The organism is Mycobacterium lacus (assembly GCF_010731535.1).
In the GTDB taxonomy this organism is placed as follows: Bacteria; Actinomycetota; Actinomycetes; order Mycobacteriales; family Mycobacteriaceae; genus Mycobacterium; species Mycobacterium lacus.
On the sequence record NZ_AP022581.1, the window covers coordinates 750,828 to 769,196 of the forward strand.

Consider the following 18,369-nt stretch of genomic DNA (forward strand, 5'->3'; position numbering starts at 1 on the left):
TGCGATTCCACGTCTGCTCGCCAGCTAGCCGGAACGTACCTCCTGTGCTGCGGCGACCATGTTCTGCAGCGACGCGATCACCTCGTTGACGTTGCGGGTCTTTAGCCCACAGTCGGGGTTGACCCACAGCCGCCCGGCCGGCACGGCCCGCAACGCGGCACGCAGCGACTCGGCCATCTCGTCGGTGCTCGGCACCCGCGGCGAGTGGATGTCGTACACCCCCGGGCCCACACTGTTGGCGAAGCCGACCGCGTTCAGGTCATCCAGCACCTCCATGTGGGAGCGCGCCGCCTCGATGGACGTGACGTCGGCATCCAGGTCGGCGATAGCGCCTATCACCTCACCGAACTCCGAGTAGCACAAGTGGGTATGGATCTGCGTAGAGTCGGCGACGCCCGACGTCGCCAACCGGAAAGCGCCTACGGCCCAACGCAAATACTCCTCCTGATCTGCGCGACGCAGCGGCAGCAGTTCGCGCAGCGCCGGCTCGTCGACCTGGATGACCGCGATGCCGGCCGACTGCAGATCCACGGTTTCGTCGCGGATGGCCAGCGCCACCTGGTTGGCGGTGTCGGCCAGCGGCTGGTCGTCACGCACGAACGACCAGGCCAGGATCGTGACCGGCCCGGTCAACATGCCCTTGACCGGTTTGTCGGTCAGCGACTGCGCGTAGGTGATCCACCCGACCGTCATCGGATGCGTCCGGGCCACGTCGCCGTAGAGGATGGGCGGGCGCACGCAGCGGCTGCCGTAGGACTGCACCCAGCCGTTCTGCGTGGCGAAGAATCCCTGCAGCTGCTCGGCGAAGTACTGCACCATGTCGTTGCGCTCGGGCTCGCCGTGCACCAGCACGTCCAGGCCTAGTCGCTCCTGCAGCTTGATGACGTCGGCGATCTCCGCCTTCATCCGCCGGACATACTCGGCGTTGTCGATCTCGCCGGCCCGCAGCGCCGCGCGCGCTTTGCGGATCGCCGAGGTCTGCGGGTAGGAGCCGATCGTCGTGGTCGGCAGCGGCGGCAGATGCAGCCGCGCGTCCTGGCTGGCCCGCCGCTGCGCGGGGTCGCCCCGGTGCGCACCCGAGGCGACGATCGAGTCGATGCGGGCCCGGACCTGCCCGTTGCGCAGGCGCGGATCACGCCTGCGGGACGCCACCGCGGCGTTGGACGCCGCGATCTCGTCGGCCACGGAATCGCGCCCGTCGCGCAGGGCACGCGCCAAGACGACGACTTCGCGCACCTTCTCCGCGCCGAACGCCAGCCAGCTCCGCAAGGCGTCGTCCAGGTCGGTTTCTGGTTCCAGCGAGTACGGCACGTGCAGGGTGGAACACGACGTCGAGACGGCAACGGCGGCCGCCGAACCCAGCAGGGTCGCCAGCCGGCTCAGGGCGGCCTCTAGATCGGTGCGCCAGACATTGCGCCCGTCCACGATGCCGGCCACCAGCGTCTTGCCGGCCAGCTCGGGCGCCCCGAATATAGAAGCCACCGCGGTGTCGGCGCCGGCGACCAAGTCGACGCCGATGGCCTCGACCGGCGTGCGCGCCAGCCCCGCCAGGGCGGCGCCGGGGTCGCCGAAGTAGGTGGCGACGTAAACGGCGGGCCGGTTGCTCACGGCGCCGAGCGCGTTGTAGACCCACTCGGCGAGGGCGGGCGCGTCGGGGGAGATGTCGGTGACCAGCGCGGGCTCGTCGAGTTGCACCCACGGCGCCCCGTTGTCGGCGAGCAGCGACAACAGCTCGGAGTAGATCGGAACCAGCTCTTCGAGGCGCTCGATCGGCGCGCCGCCGCCGTTGACGCCCTTGCTCAACAACAGGAAGGTGACCGGCCCGATGACGACCGGGCGTGCGGGAATCCCTTGCTGCAGTGCTTCTTTCAGCTCGGAGAGCACCTTGTCCGGATTCAGCGCGAACCGGGTCGTGGGCTCGATCTCGGGAACCAGGTAGTGATAGTTGGTGTCGAACCACTTCGTCATCTCGAGTGGCGCCACGTCGTCGTTGCCGCGCGCCGCGGCGAAATAGCGGTCCAACTCGTCGGCGATTTTCGCCACCCGGGCCGGCAGCGCGCCGAGCAAAACCGCGGTGTCGAGCATCTGGTCGTAATAGGAGAAGGTGTTTACCGGCACGGAGTCCAGACCGGCCGCGGCCAATTCTGACCACATATCGCGGCGCAACGTGGCGGCGACCGACTCGAGGTCGGATCGGCTGGTGCGTCCGGACCAGTAGCCTTCGGTCGCGCGCTTGAGTTCGCGATGCGGGCCGATGCGCGGGGAGCCGGTGATGGTTGCGGTGAACTTCCGAAAATTATCGGTCACTATGTCGTCCTTCAATCGACGGGGCGCTCACCGCCGGCGGACGCACAACCGATCCGGTCCGCGGCGCGCGCCTTCTTCTACAGCAACCGCAACCGGCACGGCCATACGCCCATTCCACGAGGCGACGAGCCGCCGGACGCGGCGCGCCCGGCACAGCCGGCAGGTCTTCGGACTCGCAGGCGCGCACCCGGTGGTGCTCCTACTGGCCGTCGCTTCCCAGTCGCCAGACCAGTGCTATAAGACGGCGGTCGTTCCTGCACACCGCTGCGGGACAGTCCCGGATTCTCACCGGGTTCCCTCTTGCGACACATCGCTAACGTGTGTCGCTCGATGCCGGCGCCGCGTGGGGCGGCAACGGCAGACCAGCTGCGTAGGCAAGGTTACTCTGCCGCGCGACGGGTGCCCAACGTCGGGAGCCAGCTACGCCTGGCTGTGGCTTAGGTGCCCGTCTGGTACGGAGGACGACGCGCCGATGTGCTGTCCGGAAGGCGTTTGCACGGCACCAGCGGCTTGATCGCCGCGCCACTGCAGCGCCTCGAGCGCTACGGCAACCTCTACGAGGGTGTGGTCCAGGGGTCTGGGGAGCAGCCGTTGAGCCGTCTCGAGCCGGTGCAACAGGGTGTTGCGGTGGGTGTAGAGAAGTTTTGCGGCGCGCGAAGCGTTGCACTCCGCCTTGATGTAGGTCAACACCGTCGTATGCAGCATCGGGTCGGCCGATTCGAAGTCCCCCAGCGTGTTCGTGATGAAGACGTCCGCGCCGTCGGCGTTTTCGGTGAGTAACGCGATCATCTGGACATCGGCGAAGAAGGCGACCCGTTGGCGCGACCGCAGCCGAGTCAACATCCGCTGTATCGTCAGCGCATCCAGGTGGCTGCGGCGGAATCCCCCGATTCCTGACGCGGTGGTCCCGACGGCGATCCGGGCATCGGGTGTGCCGTCAAGCGCGCGGCGGATCTGCTGAGGGTTGAGCGAGGCCACCTCATTGGCCCACACCCAGCGAGTTGCGGCGCTGGCGACCACTGTCAGTGGCTGCGGGCATCCGACGGCTTGGCTGAACGCGGCGACGGTTCGGTCAAGCCGATTGTCGTCGACGTCGGGGTCATCACACCAGATGATCACGGCGGTATGAAGTCGGTCGAGCGGATAGGCCAATTGCGCTTCGGCGCGTTCTCGGCTGATGGGGGCGCCGTCGAGGATGAGCTCGACGATCTTGCGGCGCTCGGCGCGGATGTCTTGGGTTAGATCCGCGTATTCCATCTGCATCTGCGCCGCGAGGCCGGCAAGGGTGGCGTCCACGAACTCGTTGGCCGACCGAAATGGCACGTCGAGCAGCTGGTGCAGCTCTTCAGGGTCGGAAGTAAGTTCGAACGCGATTTCCACCCAGCGCCGCCAGGCCACGTTGTGCCCGATGCGATAGACCTCCAGCGCGGATGCGTCCAGGCCACGGCGCACCAGATCGCGAGCCATGCGCAGCGTCTCGGCGCTGAGGTTTGCCGGCACCGGATCGCCGGGATTGCGCAGCATGGCGGAGGCGAAGTGGACCAAATTGGCGCGGTTGGAGCGAGTAACCACCGCCGCCAGGCCGGGGTCCTGGGAGATGGGCGGGCTAGCCGCCAGCGTGGCGCGATCGAATTCCTCGAGCCACTCCCTTGGGGGATTGAGAGCCATCCACGCGCCCTTGCGGATCAGCTCTTGCACGCGCGGCGAAGGCGGTTGCCAAACCACGGCCCGATTGTAGGGCTTATGTGCACTTTGCATGATGGGTTCGCGCTGCACCGGCCAAACTGCCCGTGTTCTGCTGTTGGTGGCCGCGCCGACGGGGGGCGGTGGAGCCCGGGCCGGCGGCGACGGCGTCCGTCCGGCGCGGCGGTAGCCACCCGATCAGCGCGCCTGGCTGATTGCGTGCTTTGCGTCCCGAGTCTGCGGCCATGGCATCGAGGCTGCGGTGACGGCGCGATTTCCGGCCGCGCCGACGCCCTGTGCGCAGACTCGATCCCAGGCGCCTCTATTTGCCCCGCGCGGCGATACCGCGTAATACCGTGTCGCGGGCGAGGACGAGTGACGCACGGGTTCCGATCGTGCGGAGGATGTTCTCCGGGATCCACTGGATGCCAATGATCACCCGTGCCAGCATCGCCGTCGACGGTGTGTCGATGCGTATCTCACCTGACCGGATCCCTTCGGTAAGAAGGGATTTCATTTGCCTCAGTCGGGTCGCATAAGACCATCCTGGATCGGCGGTGTCGGGAGGCGATTGCCTCATCCAGGCAAGCTGGATCCTGAACTCGTCGGAAAACCGGTCCAGCGCGTTGACGTTGACCCAGCTCAGGGCGTCCAGCTTCTCGATGCTCGACGCGTCCGAACGCAGGACGCCGACCCACCCCGCTTCGACCTTCTGGCCGAACGAGCGCATGATCGAGGCGAGCAGTTCCTCTTTGGAGCCGATCACCCGATAGACGGTCCCGGTACCCAGGCCCGCCGCCGATGCGATATCCCTGATGGTGGTGACTTCATAACCCTTGCGGCCGAACTCCATGCGCGCCACAGCTCGAAGATGGGCCGCTTTGTCGCTGGGGTCGGCCTCGCTATCGTCGGCCCACGACTGGATGACGTCACTCGCCGCGGCGAAGGCACGGGAACGATCTAACCTCGCATCGGTGGGTGGCCGGGCTGCCAAACCTTGCAAGATGATTCGGCACATGAGTCCGGCCACCTGCGCGGCGGAAGCGTTGCGCCGGATGACATCCAGCCCGACCTGCAGCATGCTCTGGCAGATGCGGTCAGCCAGGGTTGGAAGGTCGATTTCGGGCCTGATGTAGCCGCTCCACCTGGCGGCACGCAGCGTCTGCAGCATCGCCCCCTGGATCGCGGTCGGCCGCTGCCGCGTCAGCGTGACGAACGCGGGATCTGAGCCGGGTCCCTCGTAAAAAGACATCTGCAAGGCGGCCTGGTGCCGCACGGCGGCGTTGGCGATCGCCGATCCGAGTTCGGCGATCTTGTCGGCGACGGGTCGCGAGTCGGGCTCGTCCAACCTCGCCTGGGCGGCCAATCCGATGCGATCCAGATCGGCTTGATAGCGGCGAATCAGCTCAACGAGGATGGCTTCCTTGGATTCGAAATGGTGATAGAGGCTTCCCGGCAGAATGCCTGCGGCATCAGCGATTTCCTGCAGCGAAGTCCGCAATCCCGAGGATGCGATCAGCGATGCCGCGGTCTCCAGGATCTCGGTCCTGCGTGTTCCGGCGTCAGTTGCGTTGTCGGCCCGACGGCCTGTCGCCAAGGTATCGGCTTTGGCCATGGCTAGCTGTACACCGGTCCGGAGGACCATGGTCCACAAAACATGTTCCTCCTCCCAGCCATACCAAATCTTTGTTGGAGGCTATCAGACCGCTTGTGGCAACTCCGCTGCCTGCGATGGTGACTGGCCGATTCTAGAGGCCGCGCAGACGCCGAAGACCTCGTCGAAGATCGACGCGGGAACGGTGGGGGCTCGGTCGTCGACACCTCGTCCAGATGTGCCGCGATGTCGTCGGCGGTCGGCGCGCTGCCGGGTCCGGCGAGCCAGCCTTGGCCGAGGCCGACGAAGACCCGCGCATAGTCTCCGGATCCGTAGCCGTGCCCGGGCCGCTCGGTAGGACCGTGCACGAACAGCAACGGGCGGGCGCCGCCGCCCCGGCCGTTGCCCTGCACGAGGTCGGGGATCGCCTGGCCCTCTACGCTTTCCATTCGCAGGGACGACCGGCCGTGCGGCCGATGCCGATAAGGCGCATCGACGACGGCATGAATGCCCTGGTGCTGCAGCGCGTTCGCGGCCTGGTGCCCGGCGCGTATTCGCGGCTCGGCGCGGCGATCCGGCATGGTGCCGCGGTGCTGCAGAGCCGAGGTGGCACATCGCGACGGCTGCTCGTCGCGCTGTCCGACGGGTTGGCGTACCACCACGGGTATGAACGCGGGTATGGGGCGGCCGATGCCCACCGCGCGCTGGCCGAAGCCCGCCGGCGGGGCATCGGGTGCGTCTGCCTGGCGATCGGCGCCGGCACCGATCGCCAGGAATTGCGACGCGCGTTCGGGAGTGCGGCCCACGCCGCCATTGCCCGACCCGAGCAGCTGAGCCATACTCATCGCCGCGGGACGGCTGATCTCGGAGGGACTGGGCCCGCGCGAGGCCGCCGGCGCCGCCATCGTCGGGCCGCTGACCGACGATTCGCATGTCGCGAGCGGCCTGTCGGCGATGATCGACGCGTATTTGGTGGACCGCTAGACGGTGCGATTGACGGTGCGACGCCGCCCGCGTTAGGGTTGGAACAAATTTTAGGTTCATTATCCGGAGGCTAGTTGTCCTACGAGAGCACAGCGCAGCCCATCAAGATCGGCTACCTGTTTGACTTCCTGTTGCCGGAGTTCTACCCGCAGGAGATGCGGGACGACCTCATCCGGCCCTTCGAGCTGGTGTTCAACGACGGACTGCGTCAGCGGGTCATCGACCGACCGGTCCAGGTCGTGTACCGGGAGGTCGAGGGGCTGCCCAAGGGCACCGCCAAGGCGGTCATCGACGCCTACGGCGAGCTCGTCGACGAGGGCTGTCTGGTGGTTTTCGGGCCACACATCACCGAGAACGCGGTACCCACGCGGGAGGCGATCGAGGAGCGGTTGCGGGTACCTGCGATCAACGTCTGCGGTAGTGACGACTGGCTGGGGGAGTGGACCTTTGCGTTTCCGCAGGGGTCGATGACCGACGAACCGATCTTCTGGGCGGACCTGCTCACCAAGGGCGGCCACACCGAGGTGGGCGTGTTGGTCGAGCAATCGCTGGTCGGCGAGAGCTATCTCAAGAACCTCCGAAACGCATGCCGGTGCAAGGGCATTCGCGTCGTCGCCGAGGCGCAGGTCGCGCAAACCGCGCAGGACGTCGGTGCGGCGATCCGCAGCCTGCACGAGGCGAAGCCGACCGCGGTGGTGCACTGCACCGGCTTCGCCGTCATCAAGTGGACGAAAACCGCCACCTCGGTGGCCTGTCCATGGCCATACCCTGAGGCCAAAGTGTATGACCCCCAGGGCTTTTACGAGCGCAACGGTCAGCCCGGCCCGTACTCGGCGGGAATCTGGTCGACCTGGATGAGCGCCCAGCCACACGGTCGCCCGGATGTGCAGCTTCCGGCTGACGGCGGCCGGTGTACCGCCGGCCATGTGTGAGCAGCGCAGCGTCGTCATCACCGGCGCGTCCCGCGGGCTCGGCCTCGCGTCGGCGGCGCACCTGTACCAACGGGGTTGGCGTGTGGTGGCGGCCCTGCGCACACCCGAGCCCGGTCTGCAAGCCCTGCGGTCCAAGACCGGCGCCGCGGCCGGTGACCCCCGCCTGATCGCCATCCCGCTGGACCTCACCGACTACGCGTCGGTCGCCGCCGCGGCCAAGGCGATCGAGTCGACCGTCGGGGCCCCACACGCGCTCGTGCACAATGCGGGGATTTCCGCCGCCGGGATGGCCGAAGAGACGCCGATGGACCTGTGGGAGCGGATGTTCGCTACCGGCGACCGTGCGCCGTTCGCCCGGCATGCCGTCGGCGCCGACGCCCGCATGCTGGTGGTTGCCAACCGGCTGCTTTCCAGTAAGGCTCTCCATAGGGTGACCCGTCTTGCGATGGGCATCCCGCGTCCCGGCGCTCTGAGCAGCGCGTCGTCTAATGAGAGCTGAACAAACATGACTGAGGCTGTAAAGGTCCGCTTCGAGCCGAAGATGATGATCGACGGCACCCTCGTCGAGGGTCAGGCCGGCACCTTCACCAACATCAACCCGGCAACCGAGGAGGCGCTCGGGGAAGTCGCCGACGCGTCGAAGGCGGACATGCGCCGGGCCATCGACGCCGCCCGGCGGGCCTTCGACGAGACCGACTGGTCGACCAACCGCGCATTGCGCAAGCGCTGCCTGTTGCAGCTGCACGACGCGCTGGACGCCGAGCGGGAGGAGCTGCGGGAGGAGCTCATCCTTGAGGTCGGCACGCCCCGGGCCATCACCTTTGGCCCGCAGCTGGATGCCCCGCTGGCCGACGGGCTGCGTTATCCCGCCACGCTGATCGACGAGTACCCCTGGGAAACCGACCTAGGCGACGCAACGATCAGCATCACCGGCCAGCTGACCACCCGCAAGATCTGGCGGGAGCCGGTGGGGGTGGTCGGGGCGATCGTGCCGTGGAACTTCCCGTTCGAGGTCACCATCAACAAGCTCGGCCAGGCGCTGGCCACCGGCAATACCGTCGTGCTCAAGCCGGCGCCGGACACCCCGTTCAACGCGACCCGCCTGGGCCGGCTGATCGCCGAAAAGACCGACATCCCAGCCGGTGTCGTCAACGTCGTCACCGCGTCGGATCACCTGGTGGGCGAGGAGCTGACGCTGTCGCCCAAGGTCGACCTGATCTCGTTCACCGGCTCGACCGCGGTCGGGAAGCGAATCATGGAAAAAGGCGCGGCGACGATGAAGCGGCTGTTCCTGGAGCTCGGCGGCAAGTCGGCCACCATCGTGCTGGACGACGCCGATTTCGGCATGGCATGCGCGATCGGCATCGCGCCGTGCATGCACGCCGGCCAGGGCTGCGCCAACCCGACCCGGATGCTGCTGCCGCGGTCCCGCTACGACGAGGGAGTGGCGATCCTCAAGAGCATCTACGAGAACGTCATGCCGGGGGATCCCCAGGATCCCGCAACCCTGTGTGGTCCGGTGATCTCGCACCGCCAGCGCGAGCGGGTGCTGGGCTACATCAACAAGGGCGTCGAAGAAGGTGCCACCGCGCTGGTCGGCGGTCCCGATGCCGAAACGGGATTCGACAAGGGATTCTTTGTCAGGCCAACGCTTTTCGTCGATGTCGACAACACCATGACGATCGCCCAGGAGGAGATCTTCGGGCCGGTGCTAGCCGTCATCGGATTCGACGACGACGAAGACGCTATCCGGATCGCCAACGACAGCGTGTACGGGTTGGCCGGCAACGTGATGTCGGGTTCCCTGGAACGTTCGCTGGCGGTTGCCCGACGGCTGCGGGCCGGCTGGATCGGCGTGCAGGGCGCCGCCCCGTACGGCGCCGACACCCCGTTCGGTGGGTACAAGGCCAGCGGGGTGGGCCGCCAGAACGGTGTGGCCGGGTTCGACCAGTACACCAAGATCAAGTCCGTGGGGTATCCCGCCGGCTGAAGGAGAAGCGATTGCGACTGTTCGACGATCTGGAGGACTTCGGTTCCTTCGACGACGTTGTCTCCGGTGATGTTCGCGACCCCTACGCCGAGTTGGCCCGACTGCGGCGCGAACAACCGGTGCAGCGCATCGACTCCTCGGGCATGCCGCACGAGGAGTCCAAGCCGGTCTTCATCGTCTACCGCTACGAAGAGGTGCAGCAGCTGCTGCGCGACAACGAGACGTTCTCGTCGGCAATCATCATCGACGCGTTCGGCGATGTGCTGGGCCGCCACGTGATGCTCGGGATGGATGAGCCAGAACATGGTCGTCACCGGACCCTGGTCGCAAAAGCCTTCTCGCAGAAGGCGATGGCGCGTTGGGAGGGCGAACTGGTCGAGAAGGTCGGCAACGAGCTGATCGACCGGTTCGCCGCCCGCGGCCGCGCTGATCTGGTGAAGGAGTTCACCTTTCCCTACCCGACCCAGATCATCGCCGGTCTGCTGGGTCTGCCGCGCGAGGACTTTCCGCAGTTTCAGCGCTGGTCGATCTCGTTGCTGAGTTTCACGATCAACCCGGGGCGCGGGCGCGCCGCCTCCGCGGCATTACAGGAGTACTTCACCCCGATCCTGGCGGCGCGGCGCGCAGCACCCCGTGACGATCTGATCAGCGGCCTCGCCCACGCGGAGATCGACGGACACAAGCTGTCCGACGAGGAGATCTTCTCGTTCCTGCGTTTGCTGCTGCCCGCCGGCGTGGAAACCACGTACCGGTCGCTGGGAAACATGTTGTTCGGATTGCTTTGCAACACAGATCAACTCGACGCGCTCCGGGCTGACCGTTGGCTGCTGCCGCAGGCGATCGAGGAGGCGGTGCGATGGGAGCCGCCGCTGCTGACGATCACCCGGGTGGCCACCCGCGACACCGAGCTCGCCGGCGTGCCCATCCCGGCCGGCTCGTCGGTCATGCCGATGCTTGGCGCGGCCAATCGGCAGGAGGACCGATACCCCGACCCCGATCGTTTCGACATTTTCCGTTCGGCGAGGGCGCATATCGGATTTGGGCACGGTGTCCATGTCTGCCTCGGCATGCACCTGGCGCGGTTGGAGATGCGGGTGGCGCTCAACGTGCTGTTAGACCGCCTGCCCAACCTGCGGCTCGACCCCGACGGCGACGATCCACACATCCGTGGGCAGGTATTCCGTTCGCCCACAACGCTTCCGGTGCTGTTCGAGCCGTCTGGCTAACGGCGGCGCGATTAGCGTGAGCGCTCTGAATTACTTGATGCCGAGCTGTTGATGGATCAGCGGGGCGTAGGACCCTTCGGTCATACGACGGCAGCGCTACCCATGGAAGCTATTTCGAGAAATAACAAATTCTCGTAAATATGTTGATCACTCGTCACGCACGGTCACGCCGGTAAGAAGTGCGTCCAGCAGTGCCTCAAAATACCGTACCGCTCGACGCATCTGCCATTGCAGCAAGACCAGTCGTGGGCGCACCTACCCGGCTCGCACGGCACGATCAGGGCGCTGCACGATAGCGTCGTGCGTCGGACCGGGTAAAGGGCCGCTTCTGCTTCGGCATCTGTGGCGGCTGCCGCTGCCAAGGCCCGGAGCAAAGACGCGATTGCCTGGGGCCGCCAGAAACTCTGCCGACAACCTCAGCCAAGCGCGCAAATCTGCACCGATGTCGCCGGTGTCGGGCATTTCGATTGGGCCGAATCGATTCGTGGCGTCCGGGATGGCCTCCGCCACCAAAGGGGATTTCGACGGCCATCGTCGATACACCGTCTGAACGCCGATCTCGGCCCGGGCGGCTACGCGGTCCATCGAGACCTTGGAGTATCCCTTCGCGACGATCAGCGCCCGGGTCGCCTCGAGGATGTCGCGATGCACAGCCGCGCTGCGCGGACGCCCCCGGGCATGTGATTCGGTAATGCACCAAGCTTGGAGGACGGGCCGGTCACGCATCTCTTCGGGCCCGTGTTGGCAACCAAATATCTGTTCCGCACTACAGTGCTGCTGATGCGAGTTGACCGCGAGTATGTCTTCAGCGCTGTCGCGAACGAGCGGCGCCAGATCGCTGCGCTCATCGACCAACTCGACGACGCTTAGCCAGCGATCCCAAGCCTGCGCGCCGGCTGGGATATCAAGACGGTGACCGCACACCTGGTCAGCGTCTTCGCCGACAGCTTTTGGGTTTCTTGAGGACGGCGCGGCGGCGTGGCAGCATGGCTCGCGCCATCGACGAGCTCGTGCGACGTCGCGCGCAGCTGCCGGTCGCCGACATCACTAGCAGTCTGAGGGGGGTGCCGATCACCGGTTGAGCCCGCCGCTGTTTGGGCCGCTCGACTCGCCCGCCGATATCTTTGGTCCAGGGCGGTGACATCAGGATTCCGCTCAACCTGCCGTTCGAACCCGACCCCGAGCTGGCCGGTCTGGCACTGAATATCCTGACCGGGCCATGGCCGTTCGGCTTCGTGCCGCTGGGCCGACTTTGGGGGATCTCTTTGTATGCCACCGACATTGATGGAAGTTGGGGTCGGGGAGCCGAAGTGCGCGGACCGGCGGCCGCCTTGATGATGGCCGTCAGCGGCCGCCCCGCTCTGCTCGATCAGTTGGACGTGCCGTGGCTACCCCGACTACGGTCTCGACCGGTCTAATCATCGATCGCCCAACATCTTTACAAAACTGCCAGCGCAACAGGGAATAGGCGTCCCTGTACAGCGGCTTTACGCGGCATCACGATAGCATAACGAGCGCAACGGATTTGGGCTATATCACAGCTTCCGGTCGCATATGATCCGCACCACAGCCAGTCGATGAATGCGAGGATGTGAGGAAAGGCGCATGTCATATTTGGCGGTCGACCCTGGGCTTTTAGCTACAGCAGCAACGGATTTGAAGGGCATCGGGTCGGCACTCAGCGCGGCCACCACGGCGGCAGCGGCGCAGACGACGACGGTGGCCGCCGCGGCCGCGGACGAGATATCGACGCAGATCGCAGCGTTGTTCGCTGCGCACGGCCAGGCTTATCAGACGGCCAGCGCTCAAGCGGCGGCGTTTCATGAACAGTTTGTACAGGCCTTGACGGGCGGCGCGGGCGCATATGCGAGCGCCGAGGCCGCTGCCGTGTCGCCGTTGCAGCCCCTCCTCGACGCGATCAACGCGCCCACCCAGGCGCTAGTCGGGCGCCCGCTGATCGGTAACGGCGCCAACGGGGCTCCCGGAACCGGGGCTAACGGCGGCGATGGCGGGATATTGATCGGGAACGGCGGGGCCGGTGGGTCGGGCACCAACGGCGCAACCGGCGGAGCCGGGGGCCGAGGCGGGGCCGCGGGGCTGCTCTACGGTACCGCCGGCGCCGGCGGCGTCGGCGGTGTTGGCGTGGCCGGCGCTGGCGGGACCGGCGGCCAGGGCGGTGCCGGCGGGCTGTTCAGCCCCGGCGGTGCCGGCGGGGCCGGCGGGGTCGGCACCGTCGGTGGGGCCGGGGGCGCCGGCGGCGCCGGGTTGTTTAGCTCCGGCGGCGTTGGGGGCGCAGGAGGCGCCGCCAGCGCTACCGCCGGCGGTGCCGGCGGTGCCGGCGGGGCTAGCTTGCTCTTCGGCAACGGCGGGGCCGGCGGAATCGGTGGGGCCGGACAGACGGCCGGCGGCGTCGGCGGGCAGGGCGGCAACGCTGGCGCGTTCTACGGCGACGGCGGCGTCGGCGGCGTCGGCGGCAGTGGCGCCAACCTCCCCGGCACCATTGGTGGCGCCGGCGGTGCCGGCGGCAGCGCCGGCGTGTTCTACGGCGACGGTGGCGCGGGCGGTGCCGGCGGTGTCGCTGTCGGGGCGGGCGGGGCCGGCGGGCCGGGCGGCAACGCCGCCACGTTCTTCGGCACCGGCGGGGCCGGCGGCGCCGGCGCGACCAGCTTCGGCGCCGGTGGAGCCGGCGGGGCGGGTGGCCAGGCCGGCACTCTCTCAGGCACCGGCGGAGCGGGCGGCGCGGGCGGACTCGGCCAAGTCAGCGGCGGGGCCGGCGGCAGCGGCGGCAGCGCCGGGATGGTCTACGGCGACGGTGGCGCGGGCGGTGCCGGCGGAGGCGGCGCCGCTCCGGGCGCCGTCGGCGGCAAGGGCGGCAGCGGTGGTAACGCCGCGACACTGGTCGGTAATGGCGGCACCGCTGGTGCCGGTGGTGCCGGGGCTACCGCCGGCGGGACCGGGGGCATTGGTGGCAACGGTGGCGGGCTCGCCGGCTCCGGCGGCGCCGGCGGCAACGGTGGCGCCGGCGCCACCGGCGCCGCCGGAGCCGGTGGGGCCGGTGGCAATGCTCTGGGCCTCTTCGGCGACGGTGGTACCGGTGGCAACGGCGGCTTGGCCGCCACCCCCGGCAACGCCGGCACCGGTGGGGCCGGTGGCAAGGCCGCGCTGATCGGCGACGGTGGCAACGGCGGCGCGGGCGGCCGCAACGTGGGAGGCTTTGCCGGCGGCAACGGCGGTAAAGGCGGCGACGCCCAGATATTCGGCTTCGGCGGCAACGGTGGCAACCCCGGGGTCGGCACCCCACTGGGCACTGCCGGCGCCAACGGCGCTGCGGGCCTGGCCACCCCCGGCCAGGCTGTGCGCGATGCGATCAATGCGCCGACCCAGGCGCTGTTCGGTCGTCCGTTGCTGGGCAACGGTGTCAACGGGGCTGCGGGAACCGGCGCCAATGGCGGGGACGGCGGGATATTGATGGGTAACGGCGGGGCCGGCGGGTCCGGCGCGACCGGGCCGACCGGCGGGTCCGGCGGCAACGGTGGGGCCGCCGGGCTGCTGTCTGGCGCCGCCGGTGCCGGCGGTGAAGGCGGAGTCGGACTCGCTGGTGATGGTGGCCGTGGCGGTGCCGGTGGCGCCGCCGGGCTGTACAGCGCTGGCGGCATCGGCGGGGACGGCGGCGCGAGCTTCACCGCGAAAGCCGGGGTCGGCGGCGCTGGTGGTATCGGGTTGTTCGGCAGCGGCGGTAACGGCGGTGCCGGCGGTGCCGGCGGCCCGACCGGCCCGGCCGGAGCCGGCGGTGCCGGCGGGTCAAGCCTTCTCTTCGGCAATGGCGGAGCCGGTGGGGCCGGTGGTATCGGCGACGCCGGCGGGGCCGGCGCCGGTGGGAGCGGCGGTAACAGCGGCGTGTTCTACGGCAACGGTGGGGCCGGCGGCGCTGGCGGTGGCGCCAGTCCCGGTGGGGCCGCCGGCGCCGGTGGGGCCGGCGGCAACGCTGGCGCGTTCTTCGGCACTGGTGGCGCCGGTGGGGCCGGCGGCGCCGGCACCACGGTCGGCGGGGCCGGTGGGCTGGGCGGCAACGCCGCCACTCTCTTTGGCACCGGCGGCGCCGGCGGCGCCGGCGGACTCGGCCTTGGCGCCGGCGGGGTCGGTGGGGCCGCTGGCAACGCGGGCGCGCTCTTTGGCACCGGCGGGGCCGGCGGGGCCGGCGGGCTCGGTGTCGGAGCCGGTGGGGGTGCCGCCGGCGGCGCCGGAGGCAACGCCGGTCTGCTCTACGGCGACGGCGGGGCCGGTGGAGCCGGCGGGCCGGGCACCACCGCTACCGGCGGGACCGGCGGCAAGGGCGGCAACGCCGCGCTACTCTTCGGCAACGGCGGCAACGGCGGCGCTGGCGGCCTCAGCGATAGCGCCGGCGGAGCCGGCGGCGCGGGTGGCAACGGCGGCGGGTTCTTCGGTTCCGGCGGGGCCGGCGGCAACGGTGGCGGCGGAAAAGCCGGCGGCAACGGCGGCGCCGGCGGTAACGCCCCAGGACTCTTCGGCGACGGCGGCACCGGCGGAGCCGGTGGCTTCGCGAACACCGGCGCCGCCGGCAACGGCGGGGCCGGCGGCACGGCCGCACTGATCGGTACCGGCGGCAACGGTGGCGCCGGCGGGATCAACCTGGGCGCCGCTGCCGCCGGTAACGGCGGCAACGGCGGCAACGCCCAACAGATCGGCGTCGGCGGCAACGGCGGTAACCGCGGCCTGCTCGGCTCTGCGCCTGGCACGGTTGGCACCGGTGGCGCGGGCGGGCAACTGCTTGGGCAGAACGGGATGAACGGGCTCTGAGGTAGCCCGCGCAGCGGGGAGTTGCGCGGTCGGCAACATCGCGCCGAATCCCGCCAATATTCCGATAATCGTTTCGGTCCGGGTGTCCTCATGGCGCCTCGGCGATCGTCCTATTGGTGAGATCGCCGGATCGCCGGGATCATGATGGGGACAGGAGGAAACCATGCCGCAATATGCCGCTCTCACCTACACCAGGGACGTCGACTGGTCAGCACCCGAGCAGGCCGAGGACATGGCCGCATACATGAAGTTCGGACAGGACCATGCCGCGGCGATTCGTGGTGGCAACGCTCTGTACCCGACCAGCACCGCGACGACCGTTCGCGTCACCGGTGCCCGTGGCGGCGACGTCGTCACCAGCGACGGCCCGTACGCCGAGACGAAGGAGGCCCTCACCGGCTTCTACATCATCGAGGCCGCCGATCTGGACGAGGCCCTGCGTATCGCCGCAGAGATCCCCGCCGCCTGGGACGGCGCCGTCGAAGTGCGTCCCGTGATCGAATTCGGTTGAGGGCCGCCGGTTGGTGGATGCAGACTCCGCGCTCGCCGAGACGGTCCGGGTTGAGGGGACTCGCATCCTGGCGACCCTCGTGCGGTCGGTCGGTTCCCTACAGGTCGCCGAGGACGCGGTGCAGGAAGCGGCACTACGCGCGCTGCGGGACTGGCCGCGCACGGGTGTCCCGGACGAGCCGCGGGCCTGGTTGACGGTGACCGCGCGGCGGGTCGCGATTGACCTGCTGCGGCGCGAGGGCGCCCGCGCCCAAAAGGAGCTTGCCAGCGTGGAGCTCGCGGTTCCCGACCCGCCGCCGGACAGTGTGGTGGCTGACGATCGGTTGCGGCTGATCTTCACCTGCTGCCACCCGGCGCTCAGCCTCGAGGCGCAGGTGACCCTTGCGTTGCGCACCCTGTGTGGCCTGTCGCCGGCACAGATTGCCGCGGTATTGCTGACCAGCGAGGCGGCGGTCGCCAAGCGCCTGACCCGGACCCGGCAGAAGATCGCGCGCGCCGGTATCCCCTACCGCGTGCCGGCCGACGAAGAACTGCCGGCGCGCCTGGCGGCGGTATGCGCGGTGCTGCATGCGTCCTACACGATCGCCCACAGCGCGTCGGGTGGCGAGCGGCTGACCGACGTCGACGGCGCCCGCGAGGCGCTGCGCTTGGCGCGGCTGGTGCACGACCTGATGCCCGATGAACCGTCGCCCATGGCGGTGCTGGCACTGGTGCTGCTGAGCGAATCCCGGCGCGCCGCAAGGCTCAACGACGCCGGTGACCCGGTAACGCTCGCCGAGCAGGACCGCTCGCTGTGGGACACCGGCGCGATCGACGAGGCCTTGCATCTCCTCGATGAATCGTTGCGTCGTACCGGCACGGTTGCCGACCCGTACCAGCTTCAGGCCGCGATCGCGGCGGAGCACGCCCGGGCGGCGTCCTATCAGGCCACCGACTGGGCCGAGATCGTCCGCCTCTACGACCTGCTGCTCTCGGTGCAGCCGAGCGCTCCCGCCGCACTCGCCCGGGCGGTTGCTGTCGCCGAATCCGAAGGCGCGGCAGCAGGATTGCACGAACTGGACCAACTCGCGCCCGATCAACGCTGGCACGCCGTCCGCGGTGAATTGTTGGCACGCGAAGGCAGGTTCGCCGAGGCGGTGGAGGCGACGCTGGCATCACTCACCGACTCGGTCACTACGCCGGAACGACGACACCGCCGGCGGCGCATCGCCGAATGGTCGAGGCAGCAAGGTTAGGAGTGCGATGACGACAGGGAACGCGGAAAGCGAGATCGTGATCGCTGGGCCCCGAGGTGAAGTTGCCGCGTCGGATCCGGAGAACGCCGGACACGAGCTTCGTGATGCGCGCGGCGGAAGGGCCGTTCCCGGTGGAGACGACCTCCCTCTGGGAGGACGGCCCCAACGGTATGGCGAAGATGACCCTGCGCAATCGTGGTGAACCCAAGGGATTCTCGGGAATCGCGGCAGCCGTCCTGGCGATGGCGATGAAGCGGGCCAACGCCAGGGACCTAGCCCGACTCCAGTCGCTCATCGAGGCCACCAACTAGTGGGGGCGTGGGCGATCGGCACCTGCGGCGCGAGTGATGCAGTAGCATCTGATGTATGCGCACCACGCTCACCATTGACGACGACGTCCTGCTGGCCGTTAAGGAGCGCGCTCTGCGGGAGAACCGGACCGCGGGAGCGGTGCTATCGGACCTTGCCCGCCAAGCATTGACCAACCAATACGCCTCGCCCGCACGCGAAGCCGACGCGTTCTATGGCTTCGAGCCGCTTCCGCATCGTGGCGAAGCCATCTCAAATGCGCTGATCGATCGGCTTCGTGACGACGAGGCCGTGTGATCGGTGCGGGCACTGTTGGACATCAATGTGCTGCTAGCCCTGCTCGACCGCGACCACGTCGACCATAAGCGGGCACGGGCCTGGATCACCGAAGAAATCGAGCAGGGCTGGGCCTCGTGCGCGATTACCCAGAACGGTTTCGTCCGGATCATTAGCCAGGCGCGCTATCCCAGTCCCGTCCCAGTCAGCCACGCGATCGACATGCTCGCTCGTGCAACGCGGACGCCCTATCACGAGTTCTGGCCTTGCACCGTAAGCATTCTCGACGTGAACGCCGTCGATCGTTCCCGTCTGCACAGTTCCAAGCAGGTCACCGATGCTTACCTACTTGCACTCGCGGTCGAGTACGGCGGCAGGTTTGTCACTTTCGACCAGTCCGTTGTGCGCAGCGCGGTTCCCGGTGCGGGAAAACAGCACCTGACAATTCTCTAGCCACCCAGCCGAGACCACCCGGCCCCCGGCCGCCCGCCGCCGTGGTCAACAA

14 protein-coding genes, 3 pseudogenes and 1 riboswitch are annotated in these 18,369 nt (G+C 68.5%); of the genes and pseudogenes, 13 read left to right on the forward strand and 4 right to left on the reverse strand.

Features of this window, described 5'->3' with window-relative positions; all coding sequences use genetic code 11:
• Positions 1-24 precede the first annotated feature (24 nt).
• The 3 genes from metE to G6N24_RS03580 all read right to left on the reverse strand — a co-directional run bounded on the left by metE (position 25) and on the right by G6N24_RS03580 (position 5,605).
• The gene (gene metE / locus G6N24_RS03570) at positions 25-2,307 is read right to left on the reverse strand and encodes a 5-methyltetrahydropteroyltriglutamate--homocysteine S-methyltransferase (protein WP_085159851.1); all 2,283 of its coding nucleotides are present in this window, start codon (positions 2,305-2,307) and stop codon (positions 25-27) included.
• A 159-nt stretch (positions 2,308-2,466) separates the two neighbouring features.
• Positions 2,467-2,634, reverse strand: a riboswitch (cobalamin riboswitch).
• A 93-nt stretch (positions 2,635-2,727) separates the two neighbouring features.
• Positions 2,728-4,032, reverse strand: coding sequence for an Rv1453 family transcriptional regulator (locus tag G6N24_RS03575; RefSeq protein ID WP_179963464.1), 1,305 nt, complete (start codon positions 4,030-4,032; stop codon positions 2,728-2,730).
• Positions 4,033-4,312: 280 nt separating this feature from the next.
• A complete protein-coding gene (locus G6N24_RS03580) occupies positions 4,313-5,605 on the reverse strand; it encodes a TetR/AcrR family transcriptional regulator (protein ID WP_085159863.1) in 1,293 nt (430 codons plus the stop codon).
• Between the two features lie 299 nt (positions 5,606-5,904).
• On the opposite strand from G6N24_RS03580, the pseudogene G6N24_RS24130 reads away from it, so the two are divergent.
• The 6 genes and pseudogenes from G6N24_RS24130 to G6N24_RS03610 all read left to right on the forward strand — a co-directional run.
• Positions 5,905-6,420, forward strand: a pseudogene (locus tag G6N24_RS24130) (nitric oxide reductase activation protein); the annotation flags it as partial.
• A 1-nt stretch (position 6,421) separates the two neighbouring features.
• Positions 6,422-6,568 (forward strand): annotated as a pseudogene (locus tag G6N24_RS24135) (CbbQ/NirQ/NorQ domain-containing protein); the annotation flags it as partial.
• A gap of 74 nt (positions 6,569-6,642) precedes the next feature.
• Entirely contained in the window at positions 6,643-7,500 is an 858-nt protein-coding gene (locus tag G6N24_RS03595) for an ABC transporter substrate-binding protein (RefSeq protein ID WP_085159852.1), read from the forward strand.
• On the forward strand, positions 7,451-7,999 hold the full coding sequence (locus G6N24_RS03600; protein ID WP_372514542.1) for an SDR family NAD(P)-dependent oxidoreductase: 549 nt from the start codon (positions 7,451-7,453) through the stop codon (positions 7,997-7,999). Before G6N24_RS03595 ends, G6N24_RS03600 begins: the two co-directional genes overlap by 50 nt.
• A 6-nt stretch (positions 8,000-8,005) precedes the next feature.
• The gene (locus tag G6N24_RS03605; RefSeq protein WP_085159854.1) at positions 8,006-9,490 is read left to right on the forward strand and encodes an aldehyde dehydrogenase family protein; all 1,485 of its coding nucleotides are present in this window, start codon (positions 8,006-8,008) and stop codon (positions 9,488-9,490) included.
• An 11-nt stretch (positions 9,491-9,501) separates the two neighbouring features.
• Complete coding sequence (locus G6N24_RS03610; RefSeq protein WP_085159856.1) at positions 9,502-10,716, forward strand: cytochrome P450; 1,215 nt, start codon at positions 9,502-9,504, stop codon at positions 10,714-10,716.
• A 255-nt stretch (positions 10,717-10,971) separates the two neighbouring features.
• Here G6N24_RS03610 and G6N24_RS03615 read toward each other — a convergent pair whose 3' ends face one another.
• Entirely contained in the window at positions 10,972-11,442 is a 471-nt protein-coding gene (locus tag G6N24_RS03615) for a TetR/AcrR family transcriptional regulator (RefSeq protein WP_085159857.1), read from the reverse strand.
• A 54-nt stretch (positions 11,443-11,496) separates the two neighbouring features.
• Between G6N24_RS03615 and G6N24_RS03620 the strand changes: the two are divergent.
• The 7 genes and pseudogenes from G6N24_RS03620 (at position 11,497) to G6N24_RS03650 (ending at position 18,317) form a co-directional block, all read left to right on the forward strand.
• Positions 11,497-12,134 (forward strand): annotated as a pseudogene (locus G6N24_RS03620) (maleylpyruvate isomerase family mycothiol-dependent enzyme).
• Positions 12,135-12,321: 187 nt separating this feature from the next.
• Positions 12,322-15,534: a PE family protein gene (locus G6N24_RS03625; RefSeq protein WP_163745406.1), complete on the forward strand. Its 3,213-nt coding sequence runs from the start codon at positions 12,322-12,324 to the stop codon at positions 15,532-15,534.
• Positions 15,535-15,766: 232 nt separating this feature from the next.
• A complete protein-coding gene (locus G6N24_RS03630) occupies positions 15,767-16,045 on the forward strand; it encodes a YciI family protein (protein ID WP_232070765.1) in 279 nt (92 codons plus the stop codon).
• Positions 16,046-16,058: 13 nt separating this feature from the next.
• On the forward strand, positions 16,059-17,279 hold the full coding sequence (locus G6N24_RS03635) for an RNA polymerase sigma factor (RefSeq protein ID WP_085159454.1): 1,221 nt from the start codon (positions 16,059-16,061) through the stop codon (positions 17,277-17,279).
• A 104-nt stretch (positions 17,280-17,383) separates the two neighbouring features.
• On the forward strand, positions 17,384-17,590 hold the full coding sequence (locus tag G6N24_RS03640; RefSeq protein WP_139822343.1) for an SRPBCC family protein: 207 nt from the start codon (positions 17,384-17,386) through the stop codon (positions 17,588-17,590).
• A gap of 55 nt (positions 17,591-17,645) precedes the next feature.
• A complete protein-coding gene (locus G6N24_RS03645; protein ID WP_085159450.1) occupies positions 17,646-17,885 on the forward strand; it encodes an antitoxin in 240 nt (79 codons plus the stop codon).
• 3 nt (positions 17,886-17,888) lie between these two features.
• Positions 17,889-18,317 carry a type II toxin-antitoxin system VapC family toxin gene (locus G6N24_RS03650; RefSeq protein WP_085159448.1) on the forward strand — a complete coding sequence of 143 codons (429 nt, stop codon included), beginning with the start codon at positions 17,889-17,891 and terminating at the stop codon, positions 18,315-18,317.
• The last annotated feature ends 52 nt before the right edge of the window (positions 18,318-18,369 follow it).

Bases quoted from the DNA above. Each gene is read 5' to 3' on its own strand.
- G6N24_RS03645 (WP_085159450.1), top strand. From the start codon at position 17,646: ATGCGCACCACGCTCACCATTGACGACGACGTCCTGCTGGCCGTTAAG.
- G6N24_RS03640 (WP_139822343.1), top strand. From the start codon at position 17,384: ATGCGCGCGGCGGAAGGGCCGTTCCCGGTGGAGACGACCTCCCTCTGG.
- G6N24_RS03600 (WP_372514542.1), top strand. From the start codon at position 7,451: ATGTGCAGCTTCCGGCTGACGGCGGCCGGTGTACCGCCGGCCATGTGT.
- G6N24_RS03605 (WP_085159854.1), top strand. From the start codon at position 8,006: ATGACTGAGGCTGTAAAGGTCCGCTTCGAGCCGAAGATGATGATCGAC.
- G6N24_RS03615 (WP_085159857.1), bottom strand. From the start codon at position 11,442: ATGCGTGACCGGCCCGTCCTCCAAGCTTGGTGCATTACCGAATCACAT.
- G6N24_RS03630 (WP_232070765.1), top strand. From the start codon at position 15,767: ATGGCCGCATACATGAAGTTCGGACAGGACCATGCCGCGGCGATTCGT.
- G6N24_RS03580 (WP_085159863.1), bottom strand. From the start codon at position 5,605: ATGGCCAAAGCCGATACCTTGGCGACAGGCCGTCGGGCCGACAACGCA.
- G6N24_RS03625 (WP_163745406.1), top strand. From the start codon at position 12,322: ATGTCATATTTGGCGGTCGACCCTGGGCTTTTAGCTACAGCAGCAACG.